Origin of the sequence: Curtobacterium sp. 'Ferrero', assembly GCF_002412165.1 — a bacterium.
Classification (GTDB): Bacteria; Actinomycetota; Actinomycetes; order Actinomycetales; family Microbacteriaceae; genus Curtobacterium.
In genome coordinates this window covers 15,297-30,677 of the sequence record NZ_NXIA01000029.1, presented here as the reverse complement: position 1 = coordinate 30,677, position 15,381 = coordinate 15,297, and the positions used below count along the sequence as shown (strand labels likewise).

Sequence of the window (15,381 nt, the reverse complement as noted above, 5' to 3'; positions counted from 1 at the left end):
CCGCCCCGCAGCCCGCCGCGGCCCCCACGGCCGCCGTGCAGCCCCGCCGCGGCCCCCACGGCCGCCGTGCAGCCCCGCCGCGGCCCCTCTGGCCACCGCTGCACCACGGCACACGGTCACTCGCCGTCCACGACCGCCGCAACCGCCTCGATCTCGACCAGCTGGTCGTCGTACCCGAGCACGGTGACCCCGAGGAGGGTGCTCGGGACGTCGTGCTCCCCCATCGCGGCGCGCACGACCTCCCACGCCGCGACAAGGTCTGCCTGTCGCGAGGACGCCACGAGCACCCGCGTGCTGATCAGGTCGCTGAGCTCGGCACCGGCCGCCCGGAGCGCCGTGACGAGGTTCGCGACGCACTGCGCCGCCTGACCGGCGTGGTCCCCGACCGCGACCGTCCGGCCGTCGGCGTCCAGCGGGCACGCCCCCGCGAGGAACACCATCCGCGCGTGGGCGGGGGCGGTCGCGGCGTACGCGTACTCGGCGACGTCGCTGAGGGCGGCGGAACGGATCAGTCGGACGGCGGTCACGGGAGCGACGATGCCGCACCCGACGGCTCGGCGCCAGTCGACCCGGTCCAGTCGATCCGGTCGAACTCCGCCCGCAGCTTCGCTGCCCGACCCGGGTGCGTCTGCGCGACCCAGCCGATCCGTCCGAGCAGGTGTGCCCGGAACTCGGGGTGCCCGTCACGGTTCTGCGACGCCGGACCGTGCCGGACGCAGTTGTGCAGGATCGCGTGCAGCCGGTCGACCTCGGCGCGTCCCGGCGAGAGCCGCTCGTTCACGACGACGCCGGTGACCGACTGCCGCACGCCTCGCCGCCACACCCGGGTCTTGTGCGGGTTCACCGCGTACCCCTGGTCGGTGACGATCCTGACCACCCCTGCGATGAACGCGTCGACGCGGGCCGCGAGCGGCGCTCCCCCGCTGAACGTCAGGTCGTCGGCGTACCGGGTGTAGGTCGCGCCCGCGGCCGCCGCCCACCCGGTGAGCCGCGCGTCGAGGTGTCGGAGGACGAGGTTCGCGAGGGCGGGCGAGGTCGGAGCGCCCTGCGGCAGGTGGGCGTCGACGAGCGCCCGACGGAGGGCGACCCGTTCGTCCAGGGACCCTGCTCCGCCGGTCGGCATCGCCCGCAGGACGTGCGGCGGGACCTCGTGCACGCAGAGCCCCGTGAGGACGTGCGCGACGGGCTCCGCCAGACCCGCGCGACGGAAGACGCCGTACACGCCGGGCGCCCGGACCGTCGCGAAGAAGGCGGTGAGGTCCATCGTCACGACCACCTCGGCGCCGACGTGCTGCGAGGCGTTCGTCACGACGCTGCGGCCGGGGACGAACCCGTGGGCTGCGTCGTGCAGGGGCAGCGTCGCCAACAGCTCGTCGAGGACGCTCCGCTGCGTCCGTCGGAGCAGGTACATCGGCGCTTCGAGCAGGCGTGGGGTCCGTCCGGGCCGCACGCTCCACGTGTACCGGTAGTGGTGCAGCGGCCCCGCGGGGTCGGCGCGACGGTTCCACCCCTTCGTGTCGGCGAGCCACAGCAGCCGGCCCACCGTGAGGTCGAGGGCCCGCGCGAGCTCGGGCAGCGTGTCGACGACGAGCGGTCCCTCGACGTGTCTCCCGGCGCGGACCGGGGCGGCCGGGCGGCCGATCACCCGGATCGGCACCGTCCGCAGTCGGCGTCCGTGCTGGGACACGAGCCTCGGGGTCCGGGCGAGCACGTCGGCGAGGAGCCGCGGCGCATCCGCCGGGGGTCGGGGGAACGCCGCGAGCGCAGCGGCAGCCGCAGCGCCGACGAACGGCCGCTCGGCCCCGACGACGTCGTGGCCCGCCGCGCGCAGCGCCTGCAGGTCCCATGCTCCGGCGGCCAGGAACGCGTCGGCGAGGGCGACGACGATCTCGTCGAGTGGCGTGGCGTTCCCGGGGGACCCGTCGGTTCCTCCGTGCGCGACAGCGCGCGGAGCGCGCGCACCCGCTCGGGGCGTGGTGTCCTGCTGGTCCTGCGTACCCCGGGGTGACCCCGGAGAGGACGACGCACCGCGTACGTCATCCGCCTCCCCCGGGAACTCCACGAGCACACCGTACCGGGCCGGTGACACGACGAACGCCCCGCTCCTGCAGGAGCGGGGCGTTCCGGTGGTGACCCCAGCGGGATTCGAACCCGCGTTACCGCCGTGAGAGGGCGACGTACTAGGCCGCTATACGATGGGGCCGTGGTCCGGTCGGCCGGACGCACACGTTGTCGGACTCGGGGGCAAGCCACCTGTGGTGACCCCAGCGGGATTCGAACCCGCGTTACCGCCGTGAGAGGGCGACGTACTAGGCCACTATACGATGGGGCCGTTCCGACAACTCGACAAGTATGGCACAGCGGCCGCTCCGTGCCAAAACGCGGTGTGTCGCCCGGGTGTGCCGTCGCACGGACGGGCGGCACGGAGGTGGCAGCGAGCGGTGGCACGGGCCGGGGTGGTCGCGCTGCGACCGGCCGGGAGGCACGGCGCGGGCCCGCCCGTCGGCTCGCGTCCCGGGGCGGGCACGCTCCGCGACGGAGCGGGATCGGAGCCCACCCGCACCGCGCGGTGCGACGCTGCGGCGCGTGCACCGCGCGCGCGTGGCGGAGGCGCCCCGCGCCTCCAGGCCGTCAGACAGTGAGCGACTCGCCGGGCGCGAGCACCGTGACCTCGCCCTCGGGCTCCACGACCTCGCGGAGGCGACCGAGGTGCATGTCGAGGCCGATCTCGGAGAGCGTCGCCTCGTGCACCGGGTAGGCCCGCCGCGGAGCGACCGCTGCGACGTAGTCCATGAGGTCGCCGATCCGCAGCCACGGGGCGCCGATCGGGGTGGCGAGCACCTCGACGGGCGTCGGCGGGACGGTGTAGGAGTCGCCGGGGATGAAGAGCTTCCCGTCGACCAGGACACCGGTGTTGTCGACCACGGGTACGGACGAGTGGATGACGTTGTGGCGGGAGCCGTGGAAGTCGAGCCGGAACGGGCCGACCTGCCGCGTGCTCCCGTCCGTGACGACGTCCACGCGGACGTCCGCGTCCGCGAGCTTCGCCGCGACGCCGGCGGGTCCGAGCACGACGGCACCCGGGTTCGCCCGGAGGATGCGCTGCACCTGCTCGGGCGTGACGTGGTCCGGGTGCTCGTGCGTCACGACGACCGCGACGACGTCCGACACGTCCACCGGTCGGGTGAAGCCGCCCGGGTCGACGACGAGCCGCACGCCGTCGATCGTGAGGACCTGGCAGGCGTGCTCGAGCTTCGTGACCTCCATGCGGCCGACCCTACGCGCGAGGGGCCGGCGGTGCGGTGGTGTCCCGGACGACCAGTTCGACCGGTGCCGGTCCGACGGCGGGCGCCGAGGTGCCGTCCACCTCGGCGAGCACGATCCGCGCCGCGGTCCGGCCCTGCGCCTCCGGGTCCTGCGCGACGGTGGTGAGTCCGACGGTCGCGCCGTACTCGTGCCCGTCGATCCCGATCACCGACAGGTCGCCCGGCACCGACAGTCCGGCTCGCTGCGCTGCGAGGAGGACACCGAGCGCCATCTCGTCCGATGCGCAGCACACCGCGGTGGGACGGTCCCCCGCCGCGAGCAGGCGTTCGCCCGCCACGAGGCCCCCGGCGAACGAGAACCGACCGTCGACCATCAGCTCCTCGGGCACGGCGAGCCCGTGCGCGGCCATGGCGTCGACGAAGCCGTCCCGACGCAGGTACGGCACGGCGACGTTCATGCCGTCCTCGTCCTGGCCGCCCATGTACGCGATGCGACGGTGACCGAGCGAGACGAGGTGGTCGACGGCGAGCCGGGACACCTCGGCGTCGTCGACCCCCACGTTGCGCAGGCCGGGTGCCGGTCCCCCGATCACGACCATGGGGTGCCGGGTCAGCTCGAGTTCGGTGCGTTCGGTCTCGTCGAGCACGAGCGACAGGAGCACGAGCGCGTCGACCCGGTGCCGGAGCATCGAGCGTCGGAACGCACGGTCACGGTCGCCGCCCGGCCCGCCGAGGTTGTAGAGGACGAGGTCGTGGCCGGCACGGCGCAACTCCGCGTCGACGCCGCCGAGGGCCTTGACGTAGAACCAGCGGTCGATCACGGGGACGACCACGCCGACGGCGCGCTGGCGTCCGGTGGCGAGGCCGGCCGCCGCACCTGGTCGATGGTGGCCGTCGCCACCGTGGGCAGTCCGCGCAGGGCGCGCGACACGGTCGACTTCGAGAGTCCGGTGATCGTCGCGATCTCCTGGATGCCCAGCGGCTCGGCCTGGAGGCGCGTCACCTGTCCGCCAGGTGCGGCGCGTCGGCAGGACGGGTCGCGTCCACCGATCGCGTCGACACCGGTCGCCGCGGGGCCGATGCGCGCGGTGCCGAGGCGCGCGGGGTCGGCACGGCCGGAGCGGCCCCGACCCCGTGCACCTCGCCCGTCGCCGCGGCGTGCCGACGGAGCACCCGGACGCGCCACCGGTCCAGGAGCACGACGGCGACGACCGCGCCGAGGAGCGTGAGCGCCCACCCGAGGGCGGGTCGTCCGGTCACCTCGCAGAACACCGTCACGCCGAGGAACAGCACGCCGAACATCCCGACGAAGCCGATCGCCTCCTCGATGCGCGCTGTGGGCCGGGCGGGACCCCGCTGTGCCATGGTCGTCAGCCCTTCACGCCACCGGCGGTGAGGCCGGCCACGATGCGCCGCTGGAACACGAGCACGAGGATGACGAGCGGGATCGTGACGATCGTGCCCGCCGCCATCACCGCCGTGTACGGCTCCTGGTGCGGCTGCGACCCGGCGAACGACGCGATCGCGACGGTCACCGGCTGCGTGGCGTCACTCGAGAGCTGGGACGAGATGAGGTACTCGTTCCACGACGAGATGAACGCCAGGATCGCGGTCGTGAACACGGCCGGAGCGGCCAGCGGCAGGATGATCCGTCGGAACGCCTGCACCCGGGTGCACCCGTCGATGCGCGCGGCCTCCTCGAGGTCCCACGGCATCTCGCGGAAGAAGCTCGCGAGCGTGTAGACCGTCAGCGGCAGCACGAACGAGATGCTCGGCAGGATCAGCGCCTGGTAGCTCCCCATCCAGCCGATGTCGGTGAACAGCTGGAACAGCGGCGAGATGAGCGCGACCCCCGGGAACATCGACGCCGCGAGGATCGCGCCGGCGATGACCGACTTGCCCTTGAACTCGAGCCGGGCCAGCGCGTACGCGGCGCTCGTGCCGACCAGCAGCGCGATGAGCGTGACCACGGCACCGATGAACAGGCTGTTGAGCAGCGCACGCCCGAGGTGGTTGCCGAGCGCCGTGGAGAACGCGGTCGCGTAGTTCTCGAACGTGACGTGCGTGAACCACGGGGTCGGGTCGAACGTGTACCCGACGTCGCGGAAGCTCGTCACGATCATCCAGTAGAAGGGCAGGAGGCACCAGACCGCGATGACGACGGCTTGGATGCCGGTCCGCCACTTCTGGCCGAGGTGGCGCTTGACCCGCACCTCGCTCACGTCGGACGCACGATCGCGTCCGGTGGCGAGGGATCGGGGTCGGTCGGCTGCGAGCGTCACTTGAGCTCCCCCTTCTGCTGGGCGGCCTGGGTCTGCACGACGTTGGCGCCGAGGAACCGCACGAAGATGAACGCGACGATGAAGATCACGAGGAACGTGATGGTGGACAGGGCCGACGCGGAGTTGAAGCCCTGCCGGATCTGGTCGACCACCAGGATCGACAGCGTGGTGGTGGCGTTGCCGGAACCGCCGCCGCCCCCCGTCAGGATGGCCGGCAGGTCGTACATGCGCAGCGCGTCGAGCACGCGGAACAGGACCGCGACCATGAGCGCCGGCTTCACGAGCGGCAACGTGATGTTGATGAACCGCTGGACGGTGGAGGCGCCGTCCATCTTCGCGGCCTCGTAGACCTCGTCCGGGATCAGCTGCAGTCCGGCGAGGATGAGCAACGCCATGAACGGCGTGGTCTTCCACGTGTCGGCGATGATGATCGCCCACCGCGACGCCCACTCGCTCGACGTCCAGAGGATCTGCTGGCCGAGCACGTGGTTGAGGACACCGTTCGCGTCGAAGATGAAGTACCAGAGCTTCGCGGTGACGGCGGTCGGGATGGCCCACGGCACGAGGATCGCGGCACGGACGAACGCGCGGCCCTTGAAGTCGCGGTTCATGATGATCGCCATCCACACGCCGATGACGGTCTCGAGCGCGACGGTCACGACGGTGAAGAAGAAGGTGTTGCCCATCGACACCCAGAACTGGGAGCCGATGCTGCCGGGCGGGCAGGTGGTGTTGCCGCACTGCTGCGCGAGCCAGTGCACGTAGTTCGTCACGCCGGCGAAGCCGCCCTGCACGAACAGCCCCGTCGCCTTGTCGAGCCCCTGGTCGAGCTGGAACGACTGGATGACGGCGCTGACGACCGGGTAGCCGATGACGATGGCGAGGAGCACGATCGTCGGGCCGATGAGGTACACGGCCCACCGACCGTGTTCGGCGTTGAGTCCGCCCTTGCGCCGCTTGGGCGGTTCCATCCCCGCTGGGTTGGGGATGGCGGCGGGGATCTCGGTTGCTGCTGACACGTGGCGGCCTCCTTGCCGGGGTGTGTCGGGACGCGAGTGGGGGCGGACGGGAGGCGCGGTGCGGGCTGGCACCGCGCCTCCCGTCCGTCGGTGGTGACGGCCGCAGCCGTCACCGGTGACGGCTAGTTGCCGCTGCTGGTCGCCGTCTTGAGCGCGGCCTGCATGTCGGACAGGGCCTGGTCGACGCTCTTGGATCCCTTGAGCGCGGCGTAGGTGTTGTCCTGGATCGCCTTCGTGACGGCCGGGTAGAACGGCGTCACCGGACGCGGTTCGGCCGACTCGATCGACTTGAGCAGGGTCGGCAGGTAGGGCAGCTTGCTCGTGAGCTCGGAGTCGGTGTACAGGTCACCGACGACCGGGGCGAGCGAGCCCTGCGTCGCGAAGAACTTCTGCGTCTCGTTCGACTCCAGGAACTCGAGGAAGTCGTGCGCGGTCGCCTTGTGCTTCGAGTACACGCTGATCGCGGCGTTGTGGCCGCCGAGCGTCGAGGCGCCGGTGCCGTCCTTGCCGGGGATCGGCGCGATGCCGAAGGTGTCCTTCACCTTGCTCGACCCGTCGGTCTTGGCGAGGTTGTAGACGTACGGCCAGTTGCGCAGGAACAGCAGCTTGCCGTTCTCGAACGCGGTGCGGCCCTGCTCCTCCTGGTAGGTGATCGCCTCGGCCGGGATGTTGCCGTCCTTGAAGGCGTCGACCAGGTTCTGCAGGCCTGCCTTGGCGTCGGCGGTGTCGACGTCGGGCGAGCCGCTCTTGTTGAGCACCGAACCACCGGAACCGTTGATCGCCTCGGAGGCGTTGACGGTGAGGCCCTCGTACTTGGCGAACTGGCCGGCGTAGCAGCCGATGCCGTTCTCCTTGGCGATGGAGCAGTCCTTCATCATCTCGTCCCACGTCGTCGGGGGCGTCTTGACGAGGTCCTTGCGGTAGTAGAGCAGCGCGCCGTCGGAGGTCTGCGGTGCCGCGTACAGCGTGTTGTTGTACGTCGCGGTCTTCACCGTGGCCGGCAGGAGCTTCGACGTGTCGATCTTCATCTTGCCGGTGAGCGGGGTCAGCCAGCCCTTGGCGGCGAACTCGGCGGTCCACACCACGTCGACGTCGACCACGTCGTAGTTCTCGTCCTTGGCCTGGAAGTGCTGCACGAGGTCGTCGTGCTGCTGGTCAGCCTGGTCGGACTGCTCCTTGAAGGTGACCTTCTCGTCCGGGTGGGCGTCGTTCCACTTGGCGATCAGCGGCCGGACGACGTTCGAGTTGTCCTTGCCCTGCACGTACGTGATCGGGCCGCGGCTGTCCTGCCCGTTCGAGGCGTCGCCCGAGTTCGCGGATCCACCGCTCGAGCAGCCGGTGAGCGCGAGGCCGATCGCGGCGATGCCGGCGATGGAGGCGTACCGCACCTTGGCGCGTGTTGTCTTCACAGCTGTGTCTCCTCATCGAGATCACCAGGGACGGCGGTCGGGTGTCGGACATCGTCTCCTGGAGCAGGCGGCAGTGCCTGCTGGTCGAGGAACCTACGCCCGCTTCAGGCGTTCCGCAACCGGTTGCATCCGCGATGTGATCGTGTCGTGATCACCGGGCGCCGCTCGGTTTTCCTGCGTGATCGCTCACTCTTCCGTGAGTGATCGCTCACTTCCCAGCGGACGCCGGGATCCGCGTGCTGCCCGGCCGCTGGGAGCGTTCCCGGACTGGTGCGGGGTTCCGCACGGAACCCGCCACGGCCCACGCAGCGCATTGTCCCGTCCACGGGTGCTGCGTAGCGTCCCGGCCATGGCCCTGATCCCTCCCGTCACCGTGCCCGGACCGCGTCGGGTCGTCAGCATCGACCTCGACGCGCCGCTCCCCTCGCTCGTCGCGGACGAGACCGGCTCGTCGGCACTCGTGGTCGGCTACCGCGACGGGTTCCCGGTGACGACCCTCGACGTGCTGCTGACCGGGGACCCGGAGGACGCCCGGCGCGCCCTCATCCCCCTCGTCACCCAGACCGCGGGAGCGCGGTCGACCAATGCCCCGGTGCCCGACGAGGACCTGCCGCTGATCTCGGTCGTCGTCTCGACGATCGTCGCGCGGATCGAGACCATCACCACGCTCCTCGACGTGCTCGAGCACCTCGACTACCCGCGGTACGAGGTCGTCATCGTCGACAACCGCGTGAAGGTGCCCGAGCACGACGAACTGCCCGGGATCCTCGCCGGCCACAACGTCCGACTCGTGGTCGAACGCCGCCCGGGGTGCTCCGCCGGCCGCAACGCCGGGGTCGCCGCCGCCAAGGGCGAGGTGATCGCGTTCACCGACGACGACGTGAAGATCAGCCGTCAGTGGCTCCGGAAGATCGGCGAGCGCTTCGTCCGTGAGCCCGAGCTCTCCGCGGTCACCGGGCTGATCCTGCCGGTCGAGCTCGAGACCCCCGCGCAGATCTGGTACGAGGCCTACTACGGCGGCTTCAGCGGGGAGCGCACGTTCGAGCCGGTCACGATCGTCCCCGACGACGTCCCGGGCGCCATGCGCAACGCGCGCGTCTCCGCGATCGCACCCGACGGGTCGGTCCGCAAGCACTTCGCGGTGTACGGCATCGGCGGCTACGGAGCCGGCGCGAACTGGGCGGTGCGGAAGTCGGCGTTCCTGGCCGCCGGGGGCTTCGACCCCGTGCTCGGGGCCGGCGTCCCGGCGCGCGGCGGCGAGGACCTCGCGATCTTCATCGACATCCTCTGGGGCGGCGGGCGGATCGGGTTCGAGCCCAAGGCCGTCGTGCACCACCGGCACCGTCCCGACCTCGAGGGGCTCCACCACCAGCTGCACTCGAACGGCGTTGGGTTCACGGCGCTGATGTGCGCGCTCATCGCGAAGGACCGTCGGCACCTGACCGCCCTGACGCGGCTCATGCCGATCGCGGCGCGGGTGAAGCTGAAGCAGCTCGTCACCCGGCTCGCCGGTCGGCGGGACGCAGCACCGGAGACCGTCACCGAGGCGTCCACCACTCGCATCCCCCGGTCCCTGGCCTACCACGAGTTCCGGGGCTTCCCGGCCGGTCCGGCGGCGTACTTCCGCAGCCGTCGGTTCTGGCGCGACGTGGAGGAGGGGCGTTTCCGCCCCTGACCGTCCGCGCGCGGACCCGAGCGGGTCGGCCGGGTGCGGGCCCGTCGGGTGCGGGTCCGTCGGGTGCGGGTGCGTCGGGTGCGGGTGCGTCGGCACCGGCCCGGACGCGTGCGGCTCGGCCCCGATCCGCCGCCGTGCGACGACACCGCCGACGTCGGACGACAGCGGCACCGTCGATCCCCAGCGCCCGCAACAGGAGGCGTCCGCAACCGACGACACCACCGACGTCGGACGACAGCGGCGTCGTCGTCGCGCAGCGGCAGCACCCAGCTCAGCGACGATCGCGACGATCGCGACGACCCGACCCGACCACCGTGAGCCCTACCGCCGCGCGGCCACCCGCCCGCGCACGTACCGCCAGGGCCCGCCGAGCGCCGCGACGAGCTCGGCCCGCTTGAGCCCCGCCGTCGCCTCGCGGAACGCGTCGTCGACCGGCCAGCCGCCGACCGCGTCCACCGCCGCCGCCACCTGTCCGTCCCCGCTCCCTTGGCCGAGTGCGCCGAGCTGCCGGAGCGCCCCCACCGCCCGACGCGCGACCGCGACCGCGGTCCGGGGGCGGCTGACGAGCTTCGCGACCCAGGCGCCGAGCCCGGTGCCGTACCCGACCGCCTGCGTACGGAGCGCGGCACGGTCCGGACGGTGCCGGTGCCAGACGACCGCGGAGGGCTCCACGGCGAGCGCCCCGCCGGAGAACAGCACGCGGGTGAACAGGTCCGGGTCCTCCCCGGCACGCGCCGGGGTGCCCGGCCCGAGGGCGACGTCGAAGCCGCCGAGTGCAAGGGCCGCCGAGCGACGGAGCGACATGTTCGCCCCGGTCCCGAACGCGCCGACCGAGAACGGGAAGAGCGGCAGGTCCGCGGGCGGCGCGGACGTGCGGTAGACGCGGCGCTCGGTGTTGCGCGCCCAGGTCACGCGTTCGTCGAAGTAGCGCTGCGTCGGTGTGCGGAGTTCGCCGCTCGGAACGAGGCCCGTGACGCAGACGACGTCCGCGTCACGGGCGTACGCGTCGGCGAGGGCGGCGGCCCACCAGCGGTCGACGACCACGTCGTCGTCGACGAAGGCGACGACGTCGCCGGTGGCGACCGCGAGGCCGGCGTTCCGTGCCCGCGAGACGCCCGCACGGGCCTCCAGGACGTAGTGCAACCGGGGGTCCGCGATCGCGGCGACGACGTCGTGCGTGGCGGAGCTGCTGGGTGCGTTGTCGACGACGATCACCTCGAGGTCGGGGTGCTCGGAGGCGAGGACGGACGCGACGCACCGACGGACGTCCTCGGGTCGGTCCCGCGTGCCGATGACGACGGACACACGACCCACGGGTGCGGCTCCGGGGCCGGCCGGGAGGCGCGTGGCGGGCAGGGCGCGGAGCGCGCGTCCCAGCGCGGTCGGGTCCAGGGCCCCGTGCGCGTCGACGGCGACGTCGACGCTGCCCGCGACCTCGCGGCCGTCGCGGACCAGCAGTCGGGCGCGGGTGAAGCCCGCGGCGCCGGCGAGCTCGACCGTGTCGGCGGCGAGCGCCTCGCCCCGGTCGACGGCGCCGACCCAGGCGGCGCCCGCCCAGTCCGGGGCCTCGGCGGACGGCATGGCGGGTCGGAGCGTGAGCACGCTGGTGGTGCCGGCACGGCGGTCGGTCATGCTCCGATGCTCGGGTTGTGCCCTCGGCGCGTCAACGACCGGCGGGTCGGGCTGCGCGGACCTTGCGGTTTGCCGCCACCCGGCAGGTCCGCTCCCCCTAGGATCGGTGCAGGACCCCGGCGCCGGGGTGCGCGAGGAGGAGGACGCATGCCGCTGGGCCCGACGACCGAGTCCGGCGTGCTGCTCGAGGTCACCCTCGACGACCGTGACACCTGCGTCTGCGGGCACCCGCGCGAGGCGCACGAGCACTACCGGCGCGGCTCGGACTGCGCGCTCTGCGACTGTCCGCGGTTCCGTCGCCGGCGCTGACCGTCCGACGGCCCTGGTGCGGGAAACCGCCGCTTCCCCGCACCCGGCCCGAGGCCGCCTTGTCGGGGTCCGCGGGCCGCACGTAGCGTCGCGTCCATGGCCATCTCCCCCGCCGTGGCGTGTGTGGTCCTCGCCCACGAGGACCCGGTGCACGTCCGCCGTCTGATCGAGGCGCTGGACCCGTTCCCGGTGTTCCTGCACTGCGACGCGCGGACCCCCGACGAGGTCTTCGCGGCGATGACGGCCGGCCTGCCGGACCGGGTGCGGTTGCTGCCGCGGATCCGGACCGGGTGGGCGAAGTGGGAGAACGTCGCGGCCGAGGTCGAGGGGTACCGGGCGGCGTTGGCCGGCACGGACGCCACGCACGTCGCGGTCCTCACCGGGAGCGACTACCCGCTCGGCAACGCAGCCGAGGTCGCGGAGCTGCTCGACCGGCACCAGGGTGTGTCGTTCATCGGTGCGCACCCGCTGCCGTACGCCGAGTGGGGTCGGGGTGGGGGCAAGCCGCGGATCCGCTACCCGCACTGGGCATGGCGGAAGCACATGGTACGTGTCCCGATCCCACGCCGGCTGCCGGAGGGCGTCGTGTTCGCCGGCGGGTCACAGCTGAAGGTCCTGGCGCGACGGCACGCGGAGGCCGTGGTCCGGACGGTCGACACCCGGCCGGACCTGGTCCGCTTCTGGCGTCGGACCTGGATCGCCGACGAGACGTTCGTGCCGTCGGTGCTCCGCTCCCCCGCGCTGACGCCGGGGTTCGAGCACGAGCACGTGGCCGAGTCGCTGTGGTGGATCGGCTGGGACGGTTCGGCGCGGAAGAGCCCGCCGTGGCTCACGATCGCCGATGCCGGCCGGCTGCTCGAGCGTCGGACGCTGCCCGGGGTCGACGTGCCGCAGCTGTTCGCGCGCAAGTTCTCGACCGAGCGCAGCGCCGATCTGCTCGACCTGGTCGACGCGGCGTTCGGGTTGCGGGCGGGCTCCGCGCTCGGTGCCCGGCCGGACGTCGGCACCGTCGACCCGGTGGTCACGCCGTGACGGTCCCGCCGTCGACCGGGAGCGTCGCGACGACCCGGCGCCAGGCGCGCGCCGCTCGCGAGGCGCAGGAGCTGCGGGCGACGCGGCGAGGTCGGTCGACCGTCGATGCGGACACCGCGCCGGGGTCGACGTCCGCCGACACCGACGACCGTGCCACGGTCCGGAAGGGCTCGAGCGTCCTGTTCGGCCGCGGCCTGCTCTACGTCGTCGTCTGGTCGATGCAGCTCGTCGTCTCGTCGCTCATCTCCCCCGTCCTGGCGCACCTCATGCCACCGGCCGAGTTCGGGGTGCTCGCGTCCGCGATCGCCCTGTACCAGGCGCTCGGCGTGCTCGCTGTGGCCGGGCTCGACCAGGCCGCCGTGCTGCAGCGCGCCGAGGACGGCGACGACCGCCGGGCCCGCGGGCTGCTGGCGGTCGGCATGCTCACGGCGACCGTGGTCGCCCTCGTCGCCATCGGGACGATCCCGCTCTGGGCGGACGCCGCCGGCTTCGTCGGCAACCACCCGCTGCTCCTCGTCGCGGTGCTCTGGACCGGACCGGCGGCGATCGTGCAGCTGTCGCTGGCGCTGCTGGTCGCGCAGGACCGCATCCGGGTGTTCGCGGTGACGAGCCTGCTCTCGTCCGTCGGCGGGTCGATCATCGGCCTGGTCCTGCTCGAACTCGTCCACGCCGACGCCACGACGTACGCGTGGGGCGGGGTCGTGGCGCAGGGCGTGGCGATGGTGATCGGCATCGTCGCCGTGCGTCCGCGGCTGTCGGGGCTGCTCGACCGACGGACGACGGCTCGCGCGTTCCGGCTCGGGGTCCCGATCGCCCTCGGCAACCTGTCGTACTTCGTCCTCAACGCCGGGGACCGCATCGTCGTGCAGCGGATCCTCGGCCCCGAGGAGGTCGCCCGCTACCAGATCGCCTACGTCGTCGGGTCCGCGGTCATCCTGCTGCTGACGTTCACCAACCAGGCGTGGGCCCCGCACTTCGCCGCGCTCCGGGACGCCGCGGCCCGCCGACGGCTCGCCATGCACTCCCGCGACGAGCTGTACCGCATGCTCGCCCCCGTCCTCCTCGCCGTGACGCTCGCGTCGCCCGTCGCGCTGCCGATCCTGGCGCCCGCGTCCTACCGGGTGCAGGAGCTCTCCGTCGTCGTCCTCGTCGTCGCCGTCACCGCGCTGCCGGTCGTGGCCAGCGGTGCCACCGGCCGACTGCTCGTCGTCGAACGACGGGGCGTGGCGGTCGGGGTGATCGCCGCCGTCGCCGGCGCCGTGAACATCGGCGCGAACCTCGTGCTCGTCCCGTGGCTGGGCCTGGTCGGCGCCGCGGTGTCGACGGTCGTCGCCTACGCGGTGCTCGCAGCTCTGCAGCTGGCCGCCCTGCCCGACCGCCGCGAGTGGCGCGGGCCGGGCCTCCGCGTGGTGCTCCCGGTCGTGCTGGCCCTCGCCGTCGCCGCCGGGTCGTTGCTGGTCCCGCAGGACGTGTTCTGGAACGTGGTGCGCGCGGCCGGTGTCGTCGCGTGCCTGCCCTGGTTCGTCCGCCGTCTCCGTGCCGCTCGAGGAGGAACGTCATGACCCCGCACCGCTCCCTGCGCATCGGACTCCTCACCGGGGGCCTCGCGATCATCGGCGGTCTGGAACGGTGCGTCCTGGAGGACACCGAGGAGCTCGTCGCCGCCGGGCACCGGGTCACGGTGTGGCACCGCGACCCGGTCTTCCCCCGCGCCGGCGAGGGGCTCCCCGCGTTCGAGCGGCTCGGCGTCGGCCTGGAGATCGCCACCGACCCGCGGTTCGGCATCAGGACGGCGGTGGCCGACACGCTCCGCTTCGTCCGCCAGGGGATCCGCCTGCGCCGGTCGCGACCCGACGTGCTGTGGCTCAACCGACCCGAGTACCTGCCGTTCGGCCGGGTCGTCTCCGCCGTGTCGGGTGTGCCGCTCGCGGTGCACCTGCACCATGCCCCGAACTACCGTCGCCTCGGCCCGATCGCCGGTGGCCGGACCCGCTTCCTGGCCGTGTCCGGTGCGATGGCCGACGCCTGGGCCGCCGCCGGCGCACCGCGCGACCGGATCACGGTCGTCCCGAACGGTGTCGACCCCGCCGACTTCCCGCCGCCGACGCGAGCCGACGCGAGCGCGGCCCGCGCCGCGCTCGGCATCGCCGACGGCGTGCCGACCGTCCTCTACTACGGTCGTCTCAGCCGCTCCAAGGGGGTCGTCGCCCTCCTGAAGGCATGGGGGCGCGTCCTCGAGTCGAGCCGCGTCCGCCACCGGGTCACCTCGGCACCCGCGGCCGGCCCGGCAGCGCCGTCCCCGGTGCTCGTGCTCGCCGGCGCGCTCTACACGGACGAGGCCGACGCCGTCCGACGCGCCGTCGACGCGCTGCCGGAGGGCTCCGTGGTCCTGGCGCCGGAGCGCGACGACGTCCTGACGGTCCTGCACGCCGCGGACCTCGTGGTGGTGCCCTCGGTGGAGCCGGAGGGCTTCGGGCGCACCGTCGTCGAGGCCATGTCGACCGGGCGGCCGGTCGTCGCCGCGGCCTCCGGCGGGACCGGGGAGATCCTCTCGGGCGAGTGGCACCGGTTCACCGTCGACCCGACCGACGCCGACGCCCTCGCCGAGCGCATCGTCTCGGCACTCGACGAGGCCGCGCACGACCCGTCGCTCGGTGCGCGGGCGCGCGAGTGGGTGGCCACCCGCTACGGCCGGACGCCCCACGTCGAGGCGTTGCTCGCGGCGCTCGAGGCGCACGCCCGACGCTGAGCGTGCAC

The 15,381-nt window shown here is 73.1% G+C and carries 15 protein-coding genes and 2 tRNA genes; 5 read left to right on the top strand and 12 right to left on the bottom strand.

Annotated elements, in window-relative coordinates:
• Positions 1–116: 116 nt before the first annotated feature.
• The 11 genes from Csp2054_RS16515 to Csp2054_RS16470 form a co-directional block, all read right to left on the bottom strand.
• Positions 117–527: a RidA family protein gene (locus Csp2054_RS16515; protein ID WP_096900626.1), complete on the bottom strand. Its 411-nt coding sequence runs from the start codon at positions 525–527 to the stop codon at positions 117–119.
• Positions 524–2,062: a reverse transcriptase family protein gene (locus Csp2054_RS16510; protein ID WP_217990946.1), complete on the bottom strand. Its 1,539-nt coding sequence runs from the start codon at positions 2,060–2,062 to the stop codon at positions 524–526. The genes Csp2054_RS16515 and Csp2054_RS16510 overlap by 4 nt, the downstream gene beginning before the upstream one ends.
• Before the next feature lie 65 nt (positions 2,063–2,127).
• Positions 2,128–2,203: transfer RNA gene (locus Csp2054_RS16505), tRNA-Glu, on the bottom strand.
• Positions 2,204–2,256: 53 nt separating this feature from the next.
• A tRNA-Glu gene (locus Csp2054_RS16500) sits at positions 2,257–2,332 on the bottom strand.
• Between the two features lie 299 nt (positions 2,333–2,631).
• A complete protein-coding gene (locus Csp2054_RS16495; protein ID WP_096900624.1) occupies positions 2,632–3,267 on the bottom strand; it encodes an MBL fold metallo-hydrolase in 636 nt (211 codons plus the stop codon).
• Between the two features lie 10 nt (positions 3,268–3,277).
• Positions 3,278–4,087: a LacI family DNA-binding transcriptional regulator gene (locus Csp2054_RS16490; RefSeq protein WP_255252792.1), complete on the bottom strand. Its 810-nt coding sequence runs from the start codon at positions 4,085–4,087 to the stop codon at positions 3,278–3,280.
• Positions 4,084–4,269, bottom strand: a complete 186-nt coding sequence (locus tag Csp2054_RS18625) for a helix-turn-helix domain-containing protein (protein ID WP_255252791.1) — start codon at positions 4,267–4,269, stop codon at positions 4,084–4,086. The genes Csp2054_RS16490 and Csp2054_RS18625 overlap by 4 nt, the downstream gene beginning before the upstream one ends.
• Positions 4,266–4,631 (bottom strand): hypothetical protein, encoded by a 366-nt coding sequence (locus Csp2054_RS18315; protein ID WP_176491761.1) that lies wholly within the window; start codon positions 4,629–4,631, stop codon positions 4,266–4,268. Before Csp2054_RS18315 ends, Csp2054_RS18625 begins: the two co-directional genes overlap by 4 nt.
• A gap of 5 nt (positions 4,632–4,636) precedes the next feature.
• The gene (locus tag Csp2054_RS16480) at positions 4,637–5,488 is read right to left on the bottom strand and encodes a carbohydrate ABC transporter permease (protein ID WP_255252793.1); all 852 of its coding nucleotides are present in this window, start codon (positions 5,486–5,488) and stop codon (positions 4,637–4,639) included.
• 56 nt (positions 5,489–5,544) lie between these two features.
• Positions 5,545–6,519: a carbohydrate ABC transporter permease gene (locus Csp2054_RS16475; protein ID WP_096900621.1), complete on the bottom strand. Its 975-nt coding sequence runs from the start codon at positions 6,517–6,519 to the stop codon at positions 5,545–5,547.
• A gap of 170 nt (positions 6,520–6,689) precedes the next feature.
• Positions 6,690–7,976, bottom strand: a complete 1,287-nt coding sequence (locus Csp2054_RS16470) for an ABC transporter substrate-binding protein (RefSeq protein WP_096900619.1) — start codon at positions 7,974–7,976, stop codon at positions 6,690–6,692.
• 349 nt (positions 7,977–8,325) lie between these two features.
• On the opposite strand from Csp2054_RS16470, the gene Csp2054_RS16465 reads away from it, so the two are divergent.
• Positions 8,326–9,651, top strand: a complete 1,326-nt coding sequence (locus Csp2054_RS16465) for a glycosyltransferase (RefSeq protein ID WP_096900617.1) — start codon at positions 8,326–8,328, stop codon at positions 9,649–9,651.
• Between the two features lie 321 nt (positions 9,652–9,972).
• Here the strand turns inward: Csp2054_RS16465 and Csp2054_RS16460 are convergent, their stop codons facing one another.
• Positions 9,973–11,283: a glycosyltransferase family 2 protein gene (locus Csp2054_RS16460; protein WP_096900615.1), complete on the bottom strand. Its 1,311-nt coding sequence runs from the start codon at positions 11,281–11,283 to the stop codon at positions 9,973–9,975.
• A 147-nt stretch (positions 11,284–11,430) separates the two neighbouring features.
• On the opposite strand from Csp2054_RS16460, the gene Csp2054_RS18310 reads away from it, so the two are divergent.
• From Csp2054_RS18310 to Csp2054_RS16445, 4 genes are all read left to right on the top strand, one after another.
• Positions 11,431–11,592, top strand: a complete 162-nt coding sequence (locus Csp2054_RS18310; protein WP_176491760.1) for a hypothetical protein — start codon at positions 11,431–11,433, stop codon at positions 11,590–11,592.
• Between the two features lie 96 nt (positions 11,593–11,688).
• Entirely contained in the window at positions 11,689–12,624 is a 936-nt protein-coding gene (locus Csp2054_RS16455) for a beta-1,6-N-acetylglucosaminyltransferase (protein WP_096900613.1), read from the top strand.
• Entirely contained in the window at positions 12,621–14,186 is a 1,566-nt protein-coding gene (locus tag Csp2054_RS16450; RefSeq protein WP_096900611.1) for a lipopolysaccharide biosynthesis protein, read from the top strand. The genes Csp2054_RS16455 and Csp2054_RS16450 overlap by 4 nt, the downstream gene beginning before the upstream one ends.
• Positions 14,183–15,373, top strand: a complete 1,191-nt coding sequence (locus tag Csp2054_RS16445; protein ID WP_096900610.1) for a glycosyltransferase family 4 protein — start codon at positions 14,183–14,185, stop codon at positions 15,371–15,373. Before Csp2054_RS16450 ends, Csp2054_RS16445 begins: the two co-directional genes overlap by 4 nt.
• Positions 15,374–15,381 lie beyond the last annotated feature (8 nt).